Here is a 24,040-nt window from a genome sequence, read left to right as displayed (position 1 = left end):
AGCCCCGGAGCCGTAAGGTTTCGGGGCTTTTTTATGCTATACCGTTAAGCAAATCAACTTGATAGCAGCATTGTAAGCTTACTAATGCCTCCACACGGCAGGCAATCAGTATGTCACTCGGCTATACCTAGGTGCTTAATTCACCTTGACGTATTTCTCAATGTTTATTCGATTAATCCCGCTGGCTTCCACCTTTTCTACGCCCTGCTGAACTAGGGTGTCGCTTTTAATGGAGACGGTGAAGGCAAAGTCGTTTCCCTCCCAGTTACGGGCGCTACAATATTCTAAGTGCTCGGTGTAAGTACTGTCCTTAAGGGAGTATCGGCCTCCGCCCGACACAAATACAGCGGAGTCTTTGCCTTTATGTACATCGTGCTGTAAAAAGGCGAAATGAGTATCGTTGATGATTTTAACGAAGGTTATGTTCTTGTTTTTAGTGTAGTTGGTAGTAAGGGTATCGCCCTTCTCTATCACAGTGCCTTTAACAAGTTGCCAAGTGCCAGTAATTGGCTTGGCGCTTGAAGCTGCTTCCTTGCGTGCAGCATCAGGCGCGCATGCTGTAAGCGAAACGGTAACCGCTGCCAATCCTAGTATTGCTTTCATGAGGGGAGGTATATTGCCTAAACTATATACTGCGTAAGTACGGCAACTAACTCTGATTTCGCATTACCATTATCTCTACATATTTCTTGCCCTCAGAAACGTCAGAGCCCGGGGCTGGAAAGGCATCGGTGAGGTAAGCTTAGATAAGGGTCGCCGTTGGCATTGCCTTATCACGCGCCACAGGCTAAATGCGTAGGCTCGTTGCCAAAGTACTTAGCTAGGCTGCTGTAGGCTTAGCTTGCTGTAAAATAGGAAAGCCTCGAAACTATAAGGTTCCTATGCTTCCCTTTTGAAGGAGCGTGTTCTTACGCTCTGTGTTAGCTAAATGGGTTGAGATGAAGGGAGATGCCCCCATTGCTCGTTAAAAGAGCAAACTGATTGCGAGTAGAGGTAGGCAGTACTGCAATGAAAGAACCGCCATCAGGCGAACCGATAACGTGCGGCGTCATCCCAGCTTCTTGGGTGTGATATACTACCGCTTGGGCTTGCTCTACCACCACTAGGCTGTTAGCTGCAACAAGCTGCGTATCAACGGGGGGATGCTCTTTGCCGAGAGTTTGCTCGGGTATCGTTGCTGACCGAGCGGGGTTCCACAGAGTAATTCCTGCACTGGTTACTATTGCTAGCTCCACATCGTGCACATAAGGTGAGGCAATGATGCTATGCACAACAGCATGAGCAAAATGCATTTCCCCAACCTGCCCATTGGCCTGCGAGAACTCTAGCACTACCGTCTCGTCGAAAGCATAGAAACGACCGTTACGAAATAGAACTGGAAGGAAGGACCGACCTAACTTAGCAGTAGGTGTCTCATAGTCGCCATCCGAGAACTGTAAGTTGAAGGGAGCATATTCAACGGCATCGTTAAAGCGGTAACCAGTTAAGCCATGCTGATTCCTAGCCAACGCCAAGAAGGCGCGGCCAGGAAGTACTGCCAACCCTACAGTGGAGGGAGGCAAGCTTTCCGGGCAATACACGGTTAGGGCTTCATTGAAATGCTTGTTTTTGGGCAAGTGCTGCATTTCAACGCTCATAGCGTCGGGCAGGAACAATAGCACTTGGTTGCTCAGAGTTGCATCCGCAATCAGCCTGATTCGGTGGTCGGGTGCAACGGGTGGTAACCACGAATAATATTCCAAGTGTCCATACCAGTTGCCTCGTGCCAGATGTAACCGTCCGTTATAAAAGCCTAGTGCCAGAAACTGGTTGCGGTGGCACACGGCCTGATGCCATTGGATACTACTCTCGAGTTGATATGCAGTGGAAGGGCGAGGCTTCTGTGATGGGCGGGTTCGCTGCTGGGTAGTAAAGCGGCCACAGTCAGAGGCAATCAGCCGGTCGTCGGGCAGGAATTTCTTGAGCAGCGGCAGGTTAGTAAGGACGCCCGCGCTGGCCTCCTGGCTAATAACCTCGTAGGCCACTTCACGAGAGTTATGCAGCAGCTCTGGACTCGGATACGCCTCACTAATCGTTGCCAGCACTTGCAGGAACTGGGGCCGCTTGGCAGGCAAGGTGTGGTTATCAAACAACGGGCGTACTTGCTGGCTCAGCAACTGCGGGTCTTGGCGGGCCAAGAGGTGCAGGTAGTTCTCCAGGCAGGCTTCTGGCCTTGTGGTGCTGTGCCAACCCTGCAAAAGAGTAGTAAGGGCGCGGTCGGGGCGGGAGAGCTTATCGTGTAAAAGACGGGCAGCTTCCGTATGATTTTGCACATCCAGCGCCAATGCTACGCTACGCTCAAACTGCACCGCAGCCTGTTTCGACTGGCCTAGCTGCTGATATAAGTCGCCTGCTTTCTCATGCTTTTCGAGGTGTACGTATAGTTCTGCTGCTTCTAAGAGTAGGCCACCCCGTTCCAGACAGCCAGCGGCGGCAGACAGATCTTTAAGATGATCCTTGTACAGTACGGCCGCCTCGCGGAAGTAGCCTCCTTGCTCCAACGCTTTGGCTGCCTGGTAATAGCTGCCTAACAAGTGCGCATAGATGTAAGCCGCCTTTTTGAAGCGGCCCGCGGCTAGTTCCTGTTTAGCTGCTTGGTGATACTGATCTGTCAGTTGGCTTTGGTATGCGTCCACGTTCCACACATCTACTCGGCCTCCGCCACCCAAGCGGCTTAGGTCGAAGAGAGTGGAACGCGTGCCCAGCCGAGCTGAGGGGGGGGCTGCACCTCGGTTTTCGTACTTGCCACCCAGTGGAATGGCGTATTTCAATGCCTCTTCCGGATTTTCCGAAAACAGGGCCAGTAGACGCTCAATCTCGCCCTCTCGTTTCTTTTCCAAATCGGCCAGATGTTGTGTCATCCAGTTTTCCAGTCGTTGGAGCGGACTAGGACTATTGGGACCGCATGGAGTGCTGTTACCCAACCCACCGGGCGCCAGAGAAAACAAACCGCCCAGGACAGCTCCCAGCCCTGCACCCACTCCGGCCAGTCCCTGCAGGGCTGGCAGTGCCGCTTTCAATAAGCCTCGGCTAATGCTGTCAAGCAGGTTTTGGGCTGCGCTGTCTTGCTCCGATTTTGGGCCGGGCAACTGTGCCAGTGGCGTAGTACCAACAGACTCCTGAAAGGATTGGATTACTTCCTCCGCGGTAGGCATTGCTGCCCGAACCTGCTGCAAGGTTGGCCGGAGCGGCAGTCCCGGTTGGGCCCACGACCAGTCCGCAGTTCGTGGCGCTGGGCAATCCAGGAGGCTGACCAAGTCGAGTACATCCGTATCGGCGAAGCCTACTAGCCCAATAGTTGGGTGAAACAGCTGCCTAGGCCACAACAGTGCCTTCTGGAGCTCCTCAGGGGTGGTAGCCGGCCATAGCCGGGCGTGTAGCGGCACGTACAAACAATTGGCCTCAACACCGTACGGCTCTAGGCAACCCGCAGCCCAGGTGGCACCCGTTTGCCCTATCACCAACAGTCCTGCCGCCTGTACCGACTGCAGCGACTCTGGTACCACATAGCAGCTTAGCTCCGTTGGCGCCACGTTCCAACTTCCGATTTCACGCAGCCACGCTCCCGGGTCGGAGCCCCGCAGAAAGGCGGCACACGCTTCGCGCTGAGCTGATTCCTGATAGTGAAGAGATAACTGCATATTAGGCCGAGAGCCGACTGATAAAGCGTTGGATATAGGTCTCGTAGAAAACAGGAGCTGGAAGGTGTTGGGCGGTAGCAGGGCCGGTAAAGTAGCTAGCCCCGCAGGCACGGCCATCAGAGGCCCAGGCCGCGGTAGCCTGGCCTAGAGCCAATACAACTGTAATTTCGGGTAGCTCGGCGTCGGAGCTGCGCAGATGAAGTAGGCCGCGCCCATCAGCTATAGCCTCACTACCATCTGCCCAAATAAAATGCCGGAACAATACGCGTGCATAGGGTGGCAGAGCTAGAGGTTCTGCTTCAGCTTTGGTAACATGGTGTTCCCCACCGTCTTTGGTTTTGTTCGCAAATCTTAGCCGATCCTGATTACCTGTAACCAGGCGCAGACTATGACCTTCGATTGCCAGAAACCCTATGCTGTCTACGGCAATACGGTTTATCTTATGCAATACAGTGTAGCCATTGTTAATATGTTGCTTGATTCGATAGAAGTCGGGCCGAAGTAAGGATGAGGTTGGCTTGCTGGATTGATCGAAATACGTGCGCCTCACCACGGTATTGCTTGGGCAGTCAATGATGCAGGCATTGTCATCAATACGCACGATGAAGCGTGGCCAGGTGAAGTAAACCTCCAGTGTATTATTTAAGAACTGGAGCTCGGCTGAGAAGTCTACGGTTTCCACGGTTTCTGTCAACAGGCAAAGCCGATGGTAATGAAGCAGTTTCTGCTGTTTGTCGTTGACAATCAGGAACACCGTAGAGTCGCCATCAAAGCCAAAGACATACGTGCTCGACGCAATAAATGGTAGCAACTCCCGCGCCCCATGTTGTTTCCGCGGCCAGTATAACACCCGTAGTGTATCGGTAACACCAATTACGCCCAGGTGTGAATGCTGGAAAGTGTTGTGCATACCAGGGCGCAGCCCGCAGGTAGGGAAGTACAGCGGTGCCGGTGTGTGCGTAAGAAATGCTGGCTGCTCCCATTGATTGAGGTGCTTTAGAGGGAGAGGCTTGGCAAATAATAGCTCCTCAAGATCATAGCGAGTTGTGCTAAGCAGTACGCGCCCGGCCTTGGTAAATTCGTGAAGTTGCAGCTCGCCGCTACGGTCCACCGTCAGCAAAAAACGAAGCTTAGGCTTCATGTCCGCCAGTAACAGGACAAATTCTGGCTGCTGAGTTAGCTGAGCATCGGTAACCAGAATGTACTCGGCCAGCGGTGCGGCTGCCTGCTCCTGCACGAAGGACTGCAGCGCGCCCCCGCAGTGCAGGGCTGGGTCAAGGTGGCTCAGCGCCTCTACTACCCCAGCCTTTGTGGTTAAGGTAAGCGGTCTGGATTGACTTCCACCGAGAGCAAAAGCCGACACGCCCACCGGCTGGCGGCGCGGTTGGGCGCAGGCCAGGGCTGCGGCTAGCGCAAACACCCGCGGCACCCCCCACATGCGCAGGGTAGTATCGAGAAGGAGTACGCGCTGTGGTTGCTCTTGGTGAGGGGGCTCCTCGCGCCGGAGGTAGAGTGCCTCATTGTTCACCAGCCGGGCCGTTAACGCCAGATCATCGTAGGCCAGCTCACTCAGTAGGAGCCGATCGAAGCTACCCCGGTTACTGACGTCTGACACGCCCCCAAAAGGTTGGTCGCTGGTGCCTTGCGTGTGCAAAGGAATGTGCAGGGCCGCCACCAGCCGTTGGGTGAGGCGAGCAAGGCCAGCCGTTTTGGTATCCTGAGCTAGCTCGCTTAAAATGTCAACTACCTCAGGAGTAGGAGGCAGTACGGGTTGTTCGAGGGGGAGGGGTAGCTGGTCTAGGCCAGTGCGAAGCCGTAGCGCCAGAGCTTCGGGAGTGGGAAAGCGGTTGAACGCCCGACCAAGCAGGGCAAGCTCTACATTGAGCCGTTTGGCAGTTGCGAGTGGGCCCGGCTCTAGCAAAAGCAAATCTAGCCGGCCACTGGTCCATTCGTCTAGTGTACTCTTTGCCCATTCGGCTGGCAATGGGTGGTATTCTTGAGCAAAAATCTCCTGCAGTAGCTGTAATTTCTTAGGCCCTTTCCGCAACTCGACGGGCAAGGCGGCTACCACGCTCAGAAATTTGCAAGCCTCTGAAATAATGGCATCTAGGCTTTCAGTTTGCTGCGGGGCGGTGCTTTCGGTAGACAAAAGCCTGCGTAGGCATTGCAAACCGTCCGTAGACTCCACCCAAGCATCGGTACAAGCGGCTAAAACCAGCAAGAGAGTGCTCAGGGAAGGCAACCCATTGGGGGCCATGTCCTTGAGCAAAAGGGCTAGCTCTTCCCGGTAGCAAATGGTGGTGCCATTGGTCCATTCAATGATTTCACCATTTTCTGCCCACTGCCAGAAGTACGGCTGCGGAGCCTGGAAATACGACAAAGCCAGCTTCGCAATCTTCTGCGGCGATGTATCAGTCATGGGCTGGGTTACCGAGGGTGAGGCGAACTGCGCTGCGAGAGGCCGGCTGTAAAAAGTGTTGTTCTATTCGCTCCCACTCACCGTTGGCTGCGAACAACAGAAAAGAATCCTGTTGTGGGTTGAGCTTGCGGGCTAGCAGAGAGGCAATCAAAGGCGTTTCAAAGGCAAGGCCGGCGGGCAGTAATAACCCTTCGTGCAGCCACAGCTCCTGGCCCTGAATAGGGGGCAAGGGAATACCCAGCACCAGCACCTGGTTGGTAGCCGATACTGCAAACCGCAGCCGTTGCAGCCGTATTTCAGGAGCCCCATCGGCATAGGCCTGCCACGCCGCTAGCGTAGTGAGCAGGGCTGCTCCAGCTGGGGCATGCGTAGCGGGCACCAGTTGCAGTGAGTGTTGCGAGGCTAGCTGACCGGGCAGAGCTGCCACCGGGATTTCGAGTGGTACAAACTCTCGAATGGGTTGCCATACCAAATCAGGTAGCCGGCTGGTAGGTGTGAGGCTGCCACTTGGGAATAGCTGCCCTTCAGCATTCAGGGCGTAGCTGGCTAGGGCTGGCAGTTGCCGCAATGGTAGCGCCAACTCGCCAGTGGCAGGAAGGCCTCTGAGCCAGAGTTGTCCGGCGGCTTGGGCTACGCGCAAGCCCGGCTGGGTGCGTACTGTTCCTAACGCATGTGCTTCCTGCTCAGCCAGCACTACTACTCGTTCCGTCAATTTCATGCCTGCAGTACTTTCTGCCAGAGACTATCGAGTGGCTGCTGCACGTAGTCGCGCTGCACAGCGTTGCTGATCCAATGGCAGCGGCCTTGCAAGTAGCGTAGTTGGTCTTTGATAACGGTGCGGTCGGCCAGAGACGTGTCGGGGTGGTTCCATTGCTCAGTCAAGGATGTCACCTCGCGTAAAATGTCGTCGGCATTGGGCATAGCGCTGTGCGAAGCCCGCGGATGGCGGTCGGGGTGCTCATCAGTTTCCACTACGGAGTTGACAATGCCCGCTAGTACTTCCCGCTGCTCGTCGGTATCCCAGATATAACGGAGCACCCACATATCCGACGGAATAGCTTCGGTACGCTTACAAAGCAAAGCGCTGGCCGCCAACAAGCGCTGCAACTTCACCGCGCGCCGGTCGGAGACGGGCACGCCCGCCTGACGCAATTTCCCGATGAGACTAGCATAAGCGGGGCGCACAGAGCGGAGGTCTACAGTAGAAAGAGCCGCCTGTAGCTGAAACACTTCTTCTGCGGTAATTTCGGGCTGATCGGCTGGAGTAGGGCGTTCCAGCTGCCAACCAGCCTCCAACACCTGCGTGAGCTGATCGGGCGCCACATAGTCGCAGTGAGCCCGTACCAAAAATCGGTCAAAGAGTGCCTGTAGGGCCTCGTCTTCGGGAAGGTGGTTGCTGGCACCTACAATCATGAGAGCTGGAAGCGGACGGGTTTCACGGCCCCTACGAAACACCTTCTCGTTCAGCACCATCAACAGGCTGTTGAGAATGGCACTGTTGGCGTTTAGTAGCTCATCTAGAAAGATGAAGTTGGCCTCCGGCAACATGCCTTCAGTGTTGGTTACTAGGTCGCCCTCACGCAACTTACGGATATCGAAGGGCCCAAACAGTTCGTTAGGCTCAGTAAAGCGCGTGAGCAGATACTCGAAGGTATTTCCCTGCAGCTGCCGTGCCAGCGCCCGTACCAGCGCACTCTTGGCCGTGCCGGGTGGCCCCAGCAGAAACAGATTCTCGCGCCCTACCAGGCAAATGGTCATCAGGTCAATAATATCGCCTTTGCCCACAAACGTGCCCTTGAGGTGGCGAGCTACGTGGTGAAGCTTATCGACCAGCGACCAGTCGTTCAGAAGCGGGGTAATCATGAATGAAGGAAAATAATGCGCGAGGCTTACAGAGAATAAGGTATCAAATGCTGGGTGCAGTAGCTTGGCTAAACTCGGGCCACAGCTCGGCGGCGTAGTGGCCTAGTGCTTCCTGAACTAAAATAGTCACCTCCGGTTGCCTGGCTCGGGACAAGTCTCCCGTTCTAATGACACGGTCGGTGTAGCCTGCTCGTAGTGCCGGATGCGCCAGTAATGAGGCTAGAGCCAGCGGCCCCTCCAACTCAACTCCCACAAAGGAAAAAGGCCATTGCTGCCCCAACTGCTGCAGGCGTACCACCAATATATCGGCAGGAGCTAGGCCTTTAGCTAATTGCAGCAGGTCGGGAAGGTAGCGAAGTGTGAGGTCAGCGGAGTAAATAATAGCTGGGGATACCGGGCCCCGAAAGTCGGTGAGGTAAGTGTGGACTACCGTTTCGTCTAGGTCGCGCAGCAACGTCAGCTGGACGCTGTGGTAGAGGAGTTGAGCACTCCATAGAGCTGCTTCGGCTGAAAACGCAGGGGCCGCGTTGGGTAGGTGTAGGCGGTCTTCAGTGTATATGCGCAGGAGTATAGCGGCAGCCTGCTGCAAGTCATCGTCTGCAAAAGGTGTTAGCCGGCCAGCTACGTTGAGTTGGCCAGTGCTAAATAGATCTTGTAAAAATTCAACTAAAGTCATCTGCTAAAGCAGGGCCGATAGGCATCGTAACGTAATGAACAAGCAGCTTTTCGAATGAAAATTGCTACGGTATATTAACTACAAACTTACCGAATAGTAATAGTTAAGCGTGAATAAAAACAAGCAAGGCTGTAAGGTTTCTGTAGGCCCGTATCATTTAACTATAACACTCAAGTTGTTTTGTAGATGTAAATATAGGATAGATGGTAGGTAGACCTTAAGTGTACAACCAGCTACATCTATCAGAAATTTGCTACGTGGGCAAGTAAGCGGCCGGGAATTAAAATATACTGCTGTAAGCAGCAGATTCATTGATAACAAGACTTTCCTTAGCTGTAGAAATATAGTTTTTGCAATGTTAATAGTGTACTCGATTTATATTGTTGGTAGTAGTTCAAACTATGGTATTACAGTGTTTTCAAGACCTCCACTGCATTTGTGTTCTTCGGATTCAGCTCTAACGACTTCTTGTAATTGGCCTTGGCTAGCTCTTTGTTTCCTGAATTCAGGTAAGCCTCAGCGAGGCTATCGAAGGCGTTGCCGCTTTGTGGGTGCAGAATCGTATTGAGCTTGAATACTTCCAGCGCCTTTAGCTTATCACCTTGGCGCAGTAGGGTGTACCCCCAAGCATTCAGGTCGCTTTCGGAGTGGCGGTACTCTGTTTCGCGCTGTTTCATTCCGTTGGTTGATGAAACGGTGTAGTTGAGACTGCGCTTTAGGAGGGCAGAGTTCTTTTCTTGGCCGCGGGTGTTGCCAAACTCCTTGGTGATGGCGCTGATAACGAGGTCTGGGTTATCTTGAAAGATGTAGTGCCTACACCCGTAGGCTGTGAGGAACTCCCGGTTAGGCTGGGCCGCGGTAAACTCCCGATGGCAATTTTTCCAACGGGTGGCTTCTTCAGGGTTGGGTAAGAAAAACTCCTCTGCTACCAAGTCAATAACGGGCACATTGGCTGGAAATGGGGCATTACGCACCGCTTGCACGGTAGCAGAGTAGTTAGTCGTTTGGTAGTATCGGCCGCGATGCTCGGTTTTGTTTTTGGCCATATCTGCCTGCATATCCTGCATCATGCCCGCTAGGAATTCAGGAGTAGCAAAGCCAGGAAGCATAGCATCAAGTAGCACCACCGCTTTTACAGCCTTGGGGTGCTGAGCAGCATACAACGATGCGTAAAGTCCGCCGTAGGAGTGGGCCACCAGCATAATTTCCTTGGAGTAGCCCAGCTTTTTTAAGCCATTCTCTAGGCCTCTCATACCACTCAAAATGCCATGCTGGGCGTCTTCCGGCTCCTTGGAAAGCTCGCTTTTCCCGAAGCCGGCGCGGTCATATGTAATTAGAGTAGCGCCGGTTACTTCGGCCAGAGGCTTTAGCAGTGGTTGCCACACCTGTGCATCATCGCCGCCGCCAGCTTCAAAAAGAATTGGTACTCCCTTGCCCTTTATGATGTGGAAGTGCAACTGGTAGCCGCCCACATCCACGAGGGTGTCAAGAGTCTGAGCGTGTCCGTGCTGGGAGAGCAGCTGCATCAGGCAGGTGAGAAAGGCCAATAAGTATCGCTTCATACAGGATAGATTGGGAGGAATTGACTAATGAGTGGGCTAAGCAGAAGCTAGTCTGCAAGCGTGTTTTTCCGGATGGAGTGGGAAACTAGCCTTTTAGCTGATAGTTACAGATTGGCTGGAAATATTATGCCCTAGTAGTACGCCTGTCTTGTTGCATCCCCAGCAACCCCAGCGCTGGGCCTAAGGCCAGGGTTATGTACAGGTATTGCGGCTCCACGAGGTGGCCTAGCAGGTTGGTAACCTGAATGCTGATGATAGTAAGGGCAAAGCCAAGGCAATTGACGATAGTAAGTGCCGTGCCACGCGTAGCAGCCGGGGCGTTTTGGGCCACCAGCGTCGAAAACAACGGCGAATCGGCTACGACTACTAGGCCCCAGAAAAACAGGAAAGCCAGCAGCAGAACCGGAGAGCTACCTCGCAAAAACAGGGGCGAAACCAGGCAACAAAGCCCCGACAGCGCCAAGGCCCCCGTAGCTACTGGCCGCGCCCCGAGCCGCTGCGAAAGCAAGCCGCTCCCGACGCACGCTAGGCCACCCGCGCCAATAATGAGAAAGGAAAGGAACGATACCGGCAGCCCTGGGCCTCGGTGCGTGGCATTATAGGAACCCAGCAGCACCGGCACAAAGGCCCAGAACGTGTAAAGCTCCCACATGTGTCCGAAGTACCCCAATGCTGCGGCTCGAAACTCTGGCCGCCGAAACCCCTCCCAGAACGCTGTAATCTGCACCCGTTGCCCCGCGCGGCGATAAGGGCCATCGGGAACCAGTACCACTAAGGCTAGGCCACCTGCTACTGCCAAGCCAGATGTAGCCAGCATAACGTACTGCCAGGGCAACTGCGCTGCCAGCGCTTTCAGCAGGTGCGGAAATGCAGTGCCCAGCACCAGCGCCCCCACCAGAAACCCCAGCGACTTGCCTAGGCCAGTCTGGTAGTAGTCGGAGGCTATCTTCATGCCTACCGGGTAGATGCCCGCCAGGAAAAAGCCTGTCAGGAACCGCAGCGCCAGCAGCTGACCGGGCCCGATGCCGCCGAGGTTGACGCCCAGGTTACACAGCGCCGCCAGCAATGCACTCACGAAGAACACCCGCGAAGGCGAAAATCGGTCGGCAATGGCGAGCAAGGCAAATGTGAGGGTGCCAGTGATAAAGCCCAGTTGCACGGCGCTGGTCAGGTAGGCTACAAAGCTGGATGCCAGGTGAAACTGCTGCGCTATATCTGGCGCAATAGCATTGCCGGCAAACCAGAGTGAAGTGCAGAAGAACTGCGCCAGCACAATGGTGGGTAAAATTCGACGCATGAAAGAGGGTGGGATAGGCTAGAGCGATGGGGCCGGCAAAGTACCTAAATCTGCCGGGGCCGTAGCTGCTGCCGCATAATTGCAACCTTAGGGCCCTAGGCCAGTTGGCCCTGCAAACGGCGGGCGGCCGTGCTGATACCCCTCTGCACGCAGTCGTCAATGGATGCCTGCAGCATCCAATTAGTAAGAAAGCCCGCCCAGAAAGCGTCGCCGGCTCCTGTGGCATCAAGTACTTCCACGGGGGGCGCGGGTTGGTGCTGCCATGCATCGGCATACGTACGGTACCAAACCCCCTCTGCACCGCAGGTAAGGCAAAGTACGCGGGTCCGCACGTTGAGCAGGAACTCTTTGGCCGCTTCAGCGGTAGCAGGTACCCGTCCGAAGCGAGCCACGTCGTCGAGGCTAACTTTGAGCAGGGGCTCGTAGGCCAAGACGCGCTGCCATACATCCGGGGCGTTATCGGAGCGCCGCCAGATGGGTGCCGCGTAGTTCCAGTCGATGGATACGGGGCGGCCCTGGTCGTAAGCAGTGGCCAGAGCTTCGAGAATATGATCTTGAGCAGGCTGCCGGCTAAGTGCGAAAGCGGTGGTATGCACCAAGGCAGCTTGCGAGATAAGGTCCGGATCAATAGGCGGCAAATACCGGTCGGCGCTGCGATACGGAATGAAAGTAGGCGTGGCACGGCTGCGCCCCACCACAATGATGCTGGTGGCCCGGTCGGGCAGCTGATGCACATACTCCGTGCTGAGCCCCGCGGCGGCCAAGCTGCGCACCAGAATCTCGCCGAGGCCATCTTGCCCCACAGCCGCTACCAGCCGTGCGGTGCCGCCGCATTGCTGCACAAAGCGGCACAGGTTGGCTGGGCTCCCCCCGGCCACGGCTTGCAGGGTTGTCACTTGCGAAAGGTCGCCCACGAAATCGGTGGTTAAAATATCAATCAGGGCTTCCCCAATGGCCAGCAGCCCGACCATAGTAGGGGCAGGGCTCAGGGGCGAGGCAGCGGCGGAAGGGAGAGGCGGACGCATCGGCTAACGAGAAAAAGAGGAAGATCTGGGCAGCAAGTGGGTATTAAACAGCCGGGACCCACAGCCGCCGGCCTTGGGCGTAGGCCTCGGCCAGGAGCTGGCCGGCGGCGCTCCAGGTACAGTAGGCCACCCCAATGGGGGCATGGGTAAGGCCATGGAAGTTTTCGTAGAAGCCCCAGTCAGTACCGGTGGGGTTCTGCTGGTTGGCGGCGTGCAAATGGCCCGTCAGTTGGTTGGCTAGGCCAGGTTCACCGACTTGATGCAGAGCGGCCGCCAGCCAGCCGTTCCAGACGGGCCAAAGCCCGCCATTGTGAAACTCATGAGGCCGGTTACGAAACTCGTAGGCGTAGTTATCAGTCAGCTCAGCCATCAGGCCATCGGTGGGGGAAAGGGCAGGGGCAAAGGCGGGCAGCAGAAACGGTTGGTGGTGCAGTTGTTCCCGCAGGTAGGCCACCAGAGTAGCCTGCTGAGCGGCCGTACCCAGGTCTAGCAACAGTGCCAACGCATTAGCAGCCAAATCGAACTGCTGGTACACGCGGGCCGGGTTGAAGCCCATCAGCCAGAAGGTGCGTGGGGCCTGCCGCCGCTGGTGCTCCAGGTTGGGCGCGTACAGCGGAGCTGCATCAGCAGAATCATCGTTCCAGTAGTTGCGTACCAGCACTTGCCGAATGGTAGCGGCTTTCTGGAGCCACTGAGGGCGTTGGTAGTAGTGGCCGGCCAATTCCAGGGCCCACACTCGCAGCAACTGGTCGTAAAGAACGTAGCCGTGCTGCACGTACTCATCGGCCCAGTCGCCGCTTTGAGGCACGTATACCAAGTGCTTACCATTGAACTCCCAGGCTTCCAGCACAGCCAAACCTCGTTGCACCTGAGGCCAGCAGGCCTGCGCCAGGGTTGTACTGCCCGTAATATGCGCATGCTGGAGCAACCCAATAATGGCCCAGCTCACATTGTCCACGCGCCCGCAGTTGCCGCCGTAGCTGGCCTGCCTGGTTTGGGGGTCAACGTTTGAAGGGAAAAAGCCTGCCGTATGCTGGGCCTCAAATACGGTTTGCAGGGTGGCATCCAGGGTGTCCGCTAGGCCAGAGTCATCGGTAAGTAAGGCGGCTAGGCCAGTTATTACTCCATCTCGCGTCCATATCCGCTGGTAGTTGCTCACGTTCTGCACGCTGGCCACAAAGCCATGCGGCGTGGCTGCGCGGCGCAGGAGGTGGATGCTGGGTTCAAGTGCTGACATAGACGGGGCGGGAGGAAATGCAAGCCAAGCTTTCTGGGGCGTTAGCGGCCCAATAAGAGAACCATCAGTACAAACGGCCTACTTATGACGTGGTAAGCTCTACTGTTTGAAGCTCAGAACTGGTTCGCGGAATAAACAGCACGCACACTGCCCCGGCTAGCAGCAGGGCCCCGGCCAGGTGAATTACGTTTTCGGGATGTGCCCCAAGCAGGTGGCTATAAATCCAGGAAAATGTAACCGTTTGCAGGAGCATCGGCAGCACAATGAACATGTTGAAAATGCCCATATACACGCCGGTGCGCTCCTTCGGGATGGCACCGGCCAGCATTACGTAGGTGGTGCCCATCATACTGGCCCAGCCAATGCCCAGCCCAATCATGGGGGCCAGCAGCAGAGAAGGCTCGTCTAGAAGGGGCAGTGCCAGTAGGCCTAGTCCGGCCAGACTCAGGCTGAGCATGTGCACGGCCCGAGTCCCCCACCGCCGGGCCAGCCACGCCAGCCCAAATGCCGCGCAAAACGTGACCACGTTGTAGGTGCCATTGATGCGCCCGGTGAGCAGCTGCGCCGCGCTAAAGCCGCCTGATTGTTGGTCCTGGGTGTGGTACACGGTACTGGCCAGGCTCAGGGTGATGTATTGCCAATAGCAAAACATAGCGTACCAGGTGCACAGCATCATGGGGGCCATGCGGCGCATGGTAAGGGGCATTTGCTGAATAGCGCTGCCAATTTCACGTAGGGTGTGGCCTAGGCCCTGGGGTTGCGCCCGAATGGCGGCTACTTCCTGCTCACTCAGCGGGTGCTCTTTGGTGGTGAAAACCGAATACAGAATGGCCCCGATGCTCACACCGGCTCCAATGAGAAAGGCCGCGTAGGTAGTGTGCGGAATGTTGTTCGCGCTGCGGTCCGTACCACTGACCAGCCCCAAGTACACCAGCACCGAGGGCGTGAAGTTGGCCAGCGTGATGCCCAAACCCGTGAAAAAACTCTGCGTCAGGAAGCCGATACTATGCTGAGGTGCCGGCAGTTTATCGCTCACAAAAGCGCGGTAAGGCTCCATGGTGATGTTGTTAGCGGCATCCAGAATCCAGAGTAAGCCAGCCGCCATCCAGAGCGCTCGGCTGAACGGCATAGCCAGCAGACAGATGCTGCACAACACCGCGCCCACCAAGAAATAGGGCGTGCGGCGGCCCCAGCGGCTCAGGGTTTTGTCGCTGAGTGCGCCCACCACCGGCTGCACCAAAAGTCCCGTCATGGGGCCCGCCAGCCACAGAAAGGGCAGCATGTCGGGGTTAGCACCCAGGTAGGAGTAGATGGGGCTCATGTTGGTCTGCTGCAGTCCAAAGCTGTATTGGATGCCGAAGAAGCCCAGGTTCATGTTCAGAACTTGCCAGAACGCCAGCCGGGGCTTAGGCAGCGAAGCCAGCCCCGTTATCAACCCGGAGGAAGCGGTAGTAGAAGTAAGGGCCATACAAATTGGGTGGGGACAGGTAGCGTGGGAGGAGCAGGAGAATGGAAGGAAGCGCCGCCCGCCTTGCAGCGAGCGACGGGCAGGCAGCCCTTCCCACGAGGCGTTCTGCCACCCCACCATCAGCTGCCGGCATGGGCTGGCGCTGATGCATTTTGTTCAGGCTTACTTACCGCGTCACAGAGTAGGTTTTGCGTTGCGGCCCGGCCCCCGTGATGCGCACTGATTTCCAGCCGGTGGGCAGGGTGGTTTTGCGTTGGGCTAGGCCACTAGGTGTTATTTCCAGGCCACCAAAGCCCATCATGACGGCTTGCAATACCCCGCCCGCCCCAGTAGCAAAGTAGGGGTTGGTGCCACCCTTGGTTTCAGCAATGACGCGGAAGGGTGGCAGCAGATTGGGGAGGTAAGCATCCTGGAAGAAGTGCTGGGCCTTGTCGGCGTTGCCGAGGCGGGAGTAGAGCAGCGCGAAAATGGCCTGAGTCATGGCGGGCGTGCCTTCGGTAGGTACCCGGGTTTCGTAGTAGGCCAGGTCTTTCCGAATCTGGGCCGGGTCGGTGATGACGCCCAGCGGGTAGGCCAGGAGGTTTACGTCGCCTTGCTTTATTCCCTCACCCTTGTAGCTGGCGTGCTCCTGAGTGGTGCCGTCGGGCAGCTTCAGAATTGGGATGTTCTGGGCCACGTGCAGCCAGTCGGGGTTGGCTTTCAGGCCCAGCAGCTTGGCGGCGGCCGCCGCATTGCGCAGGTTTACTTGAGCCGCGGCATTGGTGAAAGCATCGTTATCTACGTTTTCGGCCCACTCATCGGCCGCCACCACATTCTTGATATCGTAGTGGCCTAGGCCGTTGCGCTCTACCCGGCTAGCCCAAAAATCGGCGGTGGCTGATAAAATGGGGTAGCCCTTCTCGCGCAGCCACTCCTTGTCCTGGGTCACGCAGTAGTACTGCCAGGCTGCCAGCGCCACGCAAGCTGAAATATGGTGCTCGAAGGGCCCGCTCAGGGCCCACACTGGTGTTTCCTCCACGCCCGTATCGGCACTCTCCCAGGGGTACTGGGCACCCTGGTAGCCGTGGGCGAAGGCGTTGCGGCGGGCGGGCTCCAACCGCTGGAAGCGGTACTCTAGCAACGATTTGGCAATATCTGGGTGCAGCACCAGCAGGGCCGGAAACATCCACACATCGGTGTCCCAGAACACGTGCCCGTTGTAGCCCAACCCCGAGAGGCCCATGGGCGAAGGAGAAAACTCGGTGTCCGCCCTGGAGAAGCTGTAGAGGTGATACAGCATGCTGTGCACGTCTTGCTGGGCCTGGGCATCGCCCTCAATCTGAATGTCGCTTTTCCAGAGTTCCTGCCACGCTTTGGTGTGGTAGGCCAGTAACCGGTCCTTACCTTCGAGGCGGGCAAAAATGGTGAGCCGCTCGGCCTCGTTGAGCGGATCGGGGTGGTGGCTGGATGTGATGGACGAGCCGGCCACGGCGTAGGAGTAGGTTTGGCCCGCTTTCAGCTGCTTGCCAAACTTCATCAAGTGCATGTTGTTGTCCCACATTTCATGAATCACGTTGGGCTCCTGCCCGTGCGCTTCCCCAAACAAGAATGTATTGGAAGCGCACAGCTGCATCTTGCCCGTGGGGCTCCGGGCCGAGGACGTAAGCAGGCTGAGCGTGACGTGGGGCCGATCAATCTCGTTGTAATAGTTCTGCGCGTCGCGGAGGGCATCGGGCGTTTCCAGCACGCTGGCGGCCGTCAGGTTCAGGTCCTTTTTTGCCGTGATGGCAACGTCCAGCAGGGCCGTAAAGGGCAGGTGGCGCAGGGTATAATAGGTATAACTGATGGTTGCCTTGTCCTGGTAGTCAAACGTGGTGGTGAAGCTGGCCCGTTGCATGTCTAGCTGCTGGCGGAAGTTGCTGGCATCCTTGCCCGAAAGGCGGCGGCCATCTACCTCCAGATACATGTTCAGCAGATTGAAGCTATTGAGAAAGTTACTCACCCGGCCCCGCCCATACTGGTCGTAGGCCCCGGCCAGCACCACACTCTTTACCTGAAACGGCTCCGCCGACGACACAATGCCTAGCATTCCATTGGCCACCGTCACGCCGTAGTAGTTCTTGGGGTCAATCTGGCCGGCCGACAGGCGCCACGGGTCGGGCGCCGTTTGGGCAGCGGCAGATCGGGCAACTGTCAGGAAGAGCGCAGTGGCTAGAAACAGATATTTCAAAGGGTGGGGAAGTAGGAAGTGGGAAGTAGCGGGTGGCCTAGCGCAACGGCAGCACCAGAGCCTGCCAGGGCTCCAGGGCGAGGGTGGTGGCCGCGGCAAACGTAGGGTAATTATTTAGCCAGGGCTGCCCCGAAATTTCGGTGCCAATGGGCAGTGGCCAGCGGCGTTTTACCGAAGTGAAATTGAGCACGACCAGCACCTGCTCCTGGCCTAGGGAGCGAGTGTAAGCGTAAATGTGCGGATTGGGCTCGTCCAGAAGCTGGTAGTTGCCAGTCAGCAGCACCTGGTGCGCCTTGCGCAGGGCCATGGCTTTGCGGAAGTAGTTGAGCACTGAGTTCGGGTCTTTATCCTCGGCCGCCGCGTTAATCTCGCGGTAGTTGGGGTTTACTTTCAGCCAGGGCGTGCTCGTGGTAAAGCCTGCATTGGCGGTGGCATCCCACTGAAAAGGCGTGCGGCCATTGTCGCGGGCGGTGCGCCGAGCCGTAGCCAGGAAAGCGGCCAGGTCGCCGCCCTGGTTTTTCACCTGCTGGTACCCGTTGCGGGTGGCCACATCCCGGTAGTCAGCAATATCAGTGAAGCCAATGTTGCTCATGCCCAGCTCGTCGCCGTTGTAGCAGTAGGGCGTGCCGCGCATGGTCAGGAGAAAGGTATTGAGCAGTTTGGCCGAGGCCGCCCGGAACGCGGGCCGGTCGTCGCCGAACTTGCTCACCATCCGGGGCTGGTCGTGGTTGGCCAGGAAGATGGATAGCCAGCCTTTTTGGGCAAAAGCGCTGTCCCAGCGAGTATATACGCGTTTGAAGTCGGTAAGCTTGTACCCCTCCGGGCCGGTGCTGAGGTCTACGCCTTCAAAGTGGTAGGCCATGTTTAGCTCCTTGCGGGATGGGTCCACGAATAGCATGGCGTCGGTGGGTCCGGTACCGGCGCCTTCGGCCACGGTCATCACATCGTACTTGCTGAGCACTTCACGGTTCATTTCCTGCAGGTAGTCGTGCAGGTGTGGCCCGCCGCCGTAATACTTTATGATGTTCTTCTCGTAGCCGGCTGGCAGGGGTGGAAAGCGCGTGTCTTTGGACGCAAACTGAAACGCGTCCAACCGAAACCCATCAATGCCTTTATCCAGCCAAAAGCGCATCAGGGCGTACACCTCCTGGCGCAGCTTGGGGTTTTCCCAGTTCAGGTCAGGCTGCTTGCGCGAGAAGTAATGCAGGTAGTAAGAGTTGGTGAGTGAGTCATAGCGCCAGGCGTCGCTGTTTACATCGAAAAAGCTCCAGCGGGGCGTGGGCTTACCTTTCTCGGCGGGCCACCAGTGGTAGTAGTTGCGGTAGGGGTTGGTGCGGGAGCTGCGTGCCTGCTTAAACCACTCGTGCTCGTCACTGCTGTGGTTCACCACCAAATCCATCACCAGCTTGATTCCCCGCTGGTGTAGGCCTTTCAGCAGGTCATCAAAATCTTGCATCGTGCCGAAAGCGGGCTGGATGCGGCGGTAGTCGGAGATGTCGTAGCCGCTGTCGTCGTTGGGGGAGGCGTAAATGGGGTTGAGCCACACAGTGCCCACGCCCAAGCTTTTCAGGTAATCAAGCCTGGAGATGATGCCCTTCAGGTCTCCTTCACCGTCGCCATTGCTGTCCTGAAAGCTGCGCGGGTAAATCTGGTACACCACGGTTTCCTTCCACCAGCCCGGTTTTTTGCCTAGCGCCGCGGTATTGGCGGCTGCGCTGGCAGTGGGCGAGGTGGCAGCGGACTGGTCTGTTTTGGCGGTTTGGTTGCACGCCGCAGACAGGCCCACCAATACCAGCGCCGCTGTTTTGAGCAGGTTCGTAGCAGTTCTCTTCATCAGGAAGGCTGTGGGGCTGCGGGCTGCACTAAACAGGCCGTTGGCTGCTGCCGGTTGGCAGAAACCAACGGCCTGCTAAAGCGCTGCCGAAGCAAGGTGACCTAGTAGCCGGGGTTCTGCGTGATATTAGAATTCACGTCGGCCTGGGCCTTAGGAATCGGATAAATCAGGTATTTCGGGTCGCTCTGGGGCTTGTCTTTACGGGCAGCCAAGAACTTGCCAAACCGGATCATATCATTCCGCCGCCACGACTCGCTGTAGAGCTCCCGGCCCCGCTCATCCAGCAAGATGTCGAGGGTGAGCGAAGGCAGGGCGCTGGCCCCACGCGAAGGGTGAGTACGTAACGAGTTAACAATGGCCAGCGCAGTGGAGCCGTAGCTGCCAGCGCTGGTTGCCGTGCCACCCCGCAGGATGGCCTCCGCCTTCATCAGCAGCACGTCGGCTAGGCGGAAGGTTACGTGGTCGTTTTCGCAGCCGTTGCCGCCCTTGGCTTCGCTTACATAATCAACGGGATACTTGATAGGCCGAATGCCTTTGGCCTCCAAGTCAGCGCCGGTTTCAGAAAGGTTAATGTCCTTGGTAAACGCCAACGGAGCTCCTCCCCGCGTGGTGAGAGGCGCATCAGTGATGAGGTTGTATTGCTGCCCTATCAGGAAGCCCACGTTGATGCGCCGACCGGGGTTAGCGGGGCCACCGGGGATATCGTAGACCTGTCCGCGGCGCTTGTCGGTGGCCTCAAACAAGTCATAGAGGGAGGCCGGAACGGCCGGGCCGTTGTAGCCATCCACGGGCCGCATGTTGTAGTGCGATACAAACTTCCACAAGTCGCGGGTAGGCCCAGCATTGCCGAAAGTGTTCGGCTGCGTGAAGATGTTCTCTAGGCCTATAGCCGTGTTGTTGGGCGCGAAATTATCGAAGTAGTTATTTGTGAGGGAGTACTTGTTGCTGGTGATTATCTGGTCGGCCAGCGTAATCACCTGGTTCATGTCGGCTGCGGCGAAGGTGGGCGCCTGGCGGTTGGCGTACACCCCTTTGTTGAGGTAGCACTTCATCAGCAGCACCCGGGCGGCGTCCTTGTTAGCCTTGCCGGCCGGTCCGTCGGGCAGGTCTTTCTGAATGGCATTAAGCTCACTCACAATAAAGTCGAGGGCCTCAGTTCCCTTGCGCACCTTGGCCAATTCGTTCAAAGCTCCGCCTGGTTCACGGTACAGTACTTGGTCGTAGAGGTCTAGGAGCAGAAAGGTAGCCCAAGCCCGCAAAAACCGAGATTCAGCTTGCTGCTGCACCGTTGGGTCGAAGCGCAGCAGGTCGGTGGAGGCGAAAATGATGCCTTCCAACTGGTTAAAGGTATCACGCACCCGCTCGTTGTTGGGGTCCCAGGTGTGGTTGTAGAGGGCGCGCCACTTGCCATTATCATCCCAGTCTGGCCCACGGGTGGGCATAATGCGGGAGTCCGTAGACACCTCCTGCAAAGCAAACACGCTTACGTGGCCTTGAATTGGGTCGCGTTGGGCATTATATACACCTTGCAGCAGCGCTGCTGGGTCGCCTTTAGGAATCTGATTAAGCGACAACTGGCCTTGCAAAGTTTCATTGAGCTCGCAGCTGCTAGCCACCTGGAGCAACGCCAGGACGGCGGCCGCACAAACAATCTTAGTGTAGTTCATGGTGGGAATAAATTAGAGGCTACAGAGAGAAGTTGACGCCGAACGTGAAGGTGCGGGCACTGGGATAAGGCAGATAGTCAATTCCAACGGAAGGCACTTGATTGGCTCCTCGCTTTACGGTATTGATTTCTGGATCAAACCCATCATACTTGGTAATCACGAACAGATTCTGCCCAGTGGCATAAATCCGGGCCCCCTTCACGAAACTGCCCACGTCGCCAAAGCTGTAGGCCAGGGTGAGGTTAGACATCTTCAGGTAGTTTCCCTTTTCCAGGTAGCGCGTGGTGGCCGCTGCTGGGTTGCCGATTGATTCTTTGATCGAGTTTTCAAACGTGGACAGCGCGATATTTTTCCCTGCCCCGATTTGTCCCACGTTGCCCACCGCGTTAAGCGTGTTGTTGTAGATGTATTGGCCAAAAACGCCGGTCATGTTGGCTACCAGTGATAGTTTGCCATAGCGGGCATTGGCGCTTAAACCCAGCAGCGTGCGAGGGTTTGGGCTGCCCGCATACACCGGGTTTGCGAGGTCCAAGGGATTGGATAATCCCTGCTCATTGAGGCCGTTGTACTGAGGCAGGAAAAAAGCATTAATGGGGTATCCGTTACGGATGAGCTGCGAAGTGGAGCCCGACAGGCCCTGCCCGTTAATAGCTCCCGTAATAATATCGGCCCCTACTAAGTCTTTTACTTCGTTGCGAATAAAGGTGGCATTGGCATTGAAGCCTACCTCCGCTTTATCACTTCTCACCAGGGTAGTGCCTAGCGCCAGTTCTACACCTTTGTTCACAATTTTGCCGTCGAGGTTATCCCAGAAGATGGCTTGTACCTGTGGCGCCGGCTGCCCTGGCACGGTAGGGAACAGAATGTCGGTGGTAGTTTTATTGAAGTAATCGGCCGTAAAGGTGAAGCGGTTGTTGAAGGCCCCAATGTCGATGCCGACGTTAAACTGGCGGTCCGACTGCCACTTCAAATTCTCATTGCGGCTATTAAGCGGGATTTGTGCTCCGTTGTCGCGCACCTCAAAGCGGTCCTGGGCTGCACCTGCCGGAAACTCCTGGTTTCCGGTGAGGCCGTAGCCCGCCCGCAGTTTGAGTTGGGAGAGCTGCTCAGCCGGAAAAAAGGCCTCCTGGCTCAGATCCCAGGCCACTGCAAACGAGGGGAAATAGCCTGCCCGGTTATTACGGCCAAACTTGCTGCTCGCATCACGTCGTATGGTGCCAGTCAGTATGTAACGGTCCTTGATATTGAAAATGGCCCGCCCAAATAACGATTGCAGCTCCGACGTTGGATCATTGAACGACGAGACATTGCGGGACCCGGTAGCCGACGTCTGAATGTAGTCGGTGTAGTCGAGGCCAAAGTTTCCGAAGCCTCCCGTAGCGGGGTTGCCGTACGCATTCACGTTGGAGCCCAGGTTCGAGAATTTGGTATACTCGTAGCCAACTACTGCATTCAGGTTTATACTGGTAGTCAGGCTCTTATTGAGGCTGAGCGTGTGGGCAATTTGCTGGGTTGTCAGCTCATTGTTGCTGATGCTGGCGAAGCCCTGGTTTTCGATGCCGGGGTAGTTGATCAGGCGCTGGTCGATGGAAGTGCGCCGCTCGCCGCTGTTATAGTTTACGCTCAACTGCATCCGGTACTGGAGCCAGTCAGTAAACTTAAACGAAGGCGCAATACTGGCTAGCACTGTATTCACCCGGGAGTTGTCGTTGTAGAGCTCCTGGGCCGCCAGTGGGTTCACCACGTCGCCCGACTGGATGAAGAGCGACCCATCGGGGTTGCGCAGAGGCTGGGTAGGGTTCCATTGCAGAGCCTGCCCAATGAGGCTGCCGCGGTACCCGGCGTCAGTGGTAATGTTGGCTAACTCTTCGCGGAACTGGCTCGTGGCAATATTGATGTCCATACCCAGCTTCCTGCTTTCCAGAAATTGCAGGTTTGTGGAGAGGTTAGCGCTGTACTTCTTAAAACCAGTTTTACGCACTATACCATCTTGGTCGAGGTAGCCCAGCGAGAGGCGGTAGCGGCCGGTTTCGCCGCCGCCGCTCATGGCCACGTTGTAATTTTGCAAATAGCCGGTCCGCAGAATTTCCTTGAGCGCATCCACATCGCCCCCCTTGTCGTTGGTGGCCGGCGCTCCGTAGTAGGTGATGGCCTCCCGATACTGGCCTGCATCAAGAAATTCGGGCCGGCGCAATAAGGTGGAGAAACCGCCCGACACACCCACACTCAGGGTTGGAGCCCCTGATTTGCCCTTTTTGGTGGTAATGAGTACCACACCATAGGCTGCCCGAGAGCCGTAGATGGCCGTAGCAGAAGCATCCTTCAGTACCGTCAGAGACTCAATATCGTCGGGGTTTAGAAAGTTGAGCGGATTGCTGTCGGCTCCGGTGCCCACATCAGCAGAGGCCACTAGGCCAGGTCGGGCGGTGCGCCCGTCGAGCGGCACGCCATCCACCACGTAAAGCGGCTGGCCGGTGCCCGTCACGGCGGAGTTGCCCCGAATCCGGATAGTGGCTGGCCCGCCCGGCTGACCGCTGTTGTTGCTAACCTGCACCCCCGATACGCGACCCTGAATAAGCTGGTCGGGCGAGGTGAAGGTGCCCCGGTTAAATTCTTTCTCGCCAACTACTGCCACCGCACCAGTTACATCCTGCTTGCGGGCTGTGCCGTAGCCGGTTACCACTACCTCACTCAGGGCTTGGGAGTCTTCGGCCAGCGTAATGTTCAACGTCACCGGAGTGGCGCCAACGGTGACGGATCGTGTCTGGGCTTTGTAACCGACCGAGGAAACAACCACTTCGTGGGTGCCAGGAGCTATGCTCAATTGGAACTGGCCGGTTGCATCAGTAGGAGATGCCGTGGTAGTACCCTTAATCAGGACGGTGGCGCCCACAACGGGTGAGCCATTTGCCTCTGCTACTGTGCCTCGGATGATGCCTTGCCCCAAGGCGTTACCGGCTAAAGCCAGAAACACGACTAGGAGGCCAGACCTAATCTGTAGAGATGATGACATAATAGAGTGGGGTTTGGTGGGAATAAAACTGCCTGTCTGATTAAAGGTGCAGCTTTAACATCAACAAAACCAGGGCGTAAGCTTTGGAAA

Annotated in this window: 15 protein-coding genes; all 15 read right to left on the bottom strand. The window is 56.6% G+C overall.

Annotated features, from left to right (window positions below; all coding sequences use genetic code 11):
• Positions 1-135: 135 nt before the first annotated feature.
• Complete coding sequence (locus tag EU557_RS15095; RefSeq protein WP_135531295.1) at positions 136-603, bottom strand: lipocalin-like domain-containing protein; 468 nt, start codon at positions 601-603, stop codon at positions 136-138.
• 317 nt (positions 604-920) lie between these two features.
• Positions 921-3,680: a hypothetical protein gene (locus EU557_RS15090; protein ID WP_135531294.1), complete on the bottom strand. Its 2,760-nt coding sequence runs from the start codon at positions 3,678-3,680 to the stop codon at positions 921-923.
• Position 3,681: 1 nt separating this feature from the next.
• Positions 3,682-6,099 (bottom strand): hypothetical protein, encoded by a 2,418-nt coding sequence (locus tag EU557_RS15085; RefSeq protein WP_135531293.1) that lies wholly within the window; start codon positions 6,097-6,099, stop codon positions 3,682-3,684.
• A complete protein-coding gene (locus EU557_RS15080; protein ID WP_135531292.1) occupies positions 6,092-6,817 on the bottom strand; it encodes a hypothetical protein in 726 nt (241 codons plus the stop codon). The genes EU557_RS15085 and EU557_RS15080 overlap by 8 nt, the downstream gene beginning before the upstream one ends.
• Positions 6,814-7,962, bottom strand: coding sequence for an AAA family ATPase (locus EU557_RS15075; RefSeq protein ID WP_135531291.1), 1,149 nt, complete (start codon positions 7,960-7,962; stop codon positions 6,814-6,816). Before EU557_RS15075 ends, EU557_RS15080 begins: the two co-directional genes overlap by 4 nt.
• A gap of 43 nt (positions 7,963-8,005) precedes the next feature.
• Complete coding sequence (locus EU557_RS15070; RefSeq protein ID WP_135531290.1) at positions 8,006-8,638, bottom strand: hypothetical protein; 633 nt, start codon at positions 8,636-8,638, stop codon at positions 8,006-8,008.
• Positions 8,639-9,045: 407 nt separating this feature from the next.
• Complete coding sequence (locus EU557_RS25875; RefSeq protein WP_135531289.1) at positions 9,046-10,200, bottom strand: alpha/beta fold hydrolase; 1,155 nt, start codon at positions 10,198-10,200, stop codon at positions 9,046-9,048.
• 124 nt (positions 10,201-10,324) lie between these two features.
• A complete protein-coding gene (locus EU557_RS15060; protein WP_135531288.1) occupies positions 10,325-11,497 on the bottom strand; it encodes an MFS transporter in 1,173 nt (390 codons plus the stop codon).
• 95 nt (positions 11,498-11,592) lie between these two features.
• Positions 11,593-12,522 carry a carbohydrate kinase family protein gene (locus tag EU557_RS15055; protein WP_135531287.1) on the bottom strand — a complete coding sequence of 310 codons (930 nt, stop codon included), beginning with the start codon at positions 12,520-12,522 and terminating at the stop codon, positions 11,593-11,595.
• A 43-nt stretch (positions 12,523-12,565) separates the two neighbouring features.
• A complete protein-coding gene (locus tag EU557_RS15050) occupies positions 12,566-13,759 on the bottom strand; it encodes a glycoside hydrolase 100 family protein (protein WP_135531286.1) in 1,194 nt (397 codons plus the stop codon).
• An 82-nt stretch (positions 13,760-13,841) separates the two neighbouring features.
• Positions 13,842-15,227, bottom strand: coding sequence for an MFS transporter (locus EU557_RS15045; protein WP_135531285.1), 1,386 nt, complete (start codon positions 15,225-15,227; stop codon positions 13,842-13,844).
• A gap of 166 nt (positions 15,228-15,393) precedes the next feature.
• Positions 15,394-17,436 carry a kojibiose hydrolase gene (locus EU557_RS15040; RefSeq protein WP_245326286.1) on the bottom strand — a complete coding sequence of 681 codons (2,043 nt, stop codon included), beginning with the start codon at positions 17,434-17,436 and terminating at the stop codon, positions 15,394-15,396.
• Between the two features lie 37 nt (positions 17,437-17,473).
• Complete coding sequence (locus EU557_RS15035) at positions 17,474-19,270, bottom strand: glycoside hydrolase family 13 protein (RefSeq protein WP_135531284.1); 1,797 nt, start codon at positions 19,268-19,270, stop codon at positions 17,474-17,476.
• Positions 19,271-19,371: 101 nt separating this feature from the next.
• Positions 19,372-20,937, bottom strand: coding sequence for a RagB/SusD family nutrient uptake outer membrane protein (locus tag EU557_RS15030; RefSeq protein ID WP_135531283.1), 1,566 nt, complete (start codon positions 20,935-20,937; stop codon positions 19,372-19,374).
• A 19-nt stretch (positions 20,938-20,956) separates the two neighbouring features.
• Positions 20,957-23,950, bottom strand: coding sequence for a SusC/RagA family TonB-linked outer membrane protein (locus tag EU557_RS15025; protein WP_135531282.1), 2,994 nt, complete (start codon positions 23,948-23,950; stop codon positions 20,957-20,959).
• Between the last annotated feature and the right edge of the window lie 90 nt (positions 23,951-24,040).

This window comes from Hymenobacter wooponensis (assembly GCF_004745865.1).
In the GTDB taxonomy this organism is placed as follows: Bacteria; Bacteroidota; Bacteroidia; order Cytophagales; family Hymenobacteraceae; genus Hymenobacter; species Hymenobacter wooponensis.
Note: the sequence above shows the minus strand (reverse complement) of the source record. Positions and strands in the feature narration are given on the sequence as shown.

Coding starts and splice junctions, on each gene's coding strand:
- EU557_RS15095 (WP_135531295.1), bottom strand. CDS start 603: ATGAAAGCAATACTAGGATTGGCAGCGGTTACCGTTTCGCTTACAGCA.
- EU557_RS15090 (WP_135531294.1), bottom strand. CDS start 3,680: ATGCAGTTATCTCTTCACTATCAGGAATCAGCTCAGCGCGAAGCGTGT.
- EU557_RS15085 (WP_135531293.1), bottom strand. CDS start 6,099: ATGACTGATACATCGCCGCAGAAGATTGCGAAGCTGGCTTTGTCGTAT.
- EU557_RS15080 (WP_135531292.1), bottom strand. CDS start 6,817: ATGAAATTGACGGAACGAGTAGTAGTGCTGGCTGAGCAGGAAGCACAT.
- EU557_RS15075 (WP_135531291.1), bottom strand. CDS start 7,962: ATGATTACCCCGCTTCTGAACGACTGGTCGCTGGTCGATAAGCTTCAC.
- EU557_RS15070 (WP_135531290.1), bottom strand. CDS start 8,638: ATGACTTTAGTTGAATTTTTACAAGATCTATTTAGCACTGGCCAACTC.
- EU557_RS25875 (WP_135531289.1), bottom strand. CDS start 10,200: ATGAAGCGATACTTATTGGCCTTTCTCACCTGCCTGATGCAGCTGCTC.
- EU557_RS15060 (WP_135531288.1), bottom strand. CDS start 11,497: ATGCGTCGAATTTTACCCACCATTGTGCTGGCGCAGTTCTTCTGCACT.
- EU557_RS15055 (WP_135531287.1), bottom strand. CDS start 12,522: ATGCGTCCGCCTCTCCCTTCCGCCGCTGCCTCGCCCCTGAGCCCTGCC.
- EU557_RS15050 (WP_135531286.1), bottom strand. CDS start 13,759: ATGTCAGCACTTGAACCCAGCATCCACCTCCTGCGCCGCGCAGCCACG.
- EU557_RS15045 (WP_135531285.1), bottom strand. CDS start 15,227: ATGGCCCTTACTTCTACTACCGCTTCCTCCGGGTTGATAACGGGGCTG.
- EU557_RS15035 (WP_135531284.1), bottom strand. CDS start 19,270: ATGAAGAGAACTGCTACGAACCTGCTCAAAACAGCGGCGCTGGTATTG.
- EU557_RS15030 (WP_135531283.1), bottom strand. CDS start 20,937: ATGAACTACACTAAGATTGTTTGTGCGGCCGCCGTCCTGGCGTTGCTC.
- EU557_RS15025 (WP_135531282.1), bottom strand. CDS start 23,950: ATGTCATCATCTCTACAGATTAGGTCTGGCCTCCTAGTCGTGTTTCTG.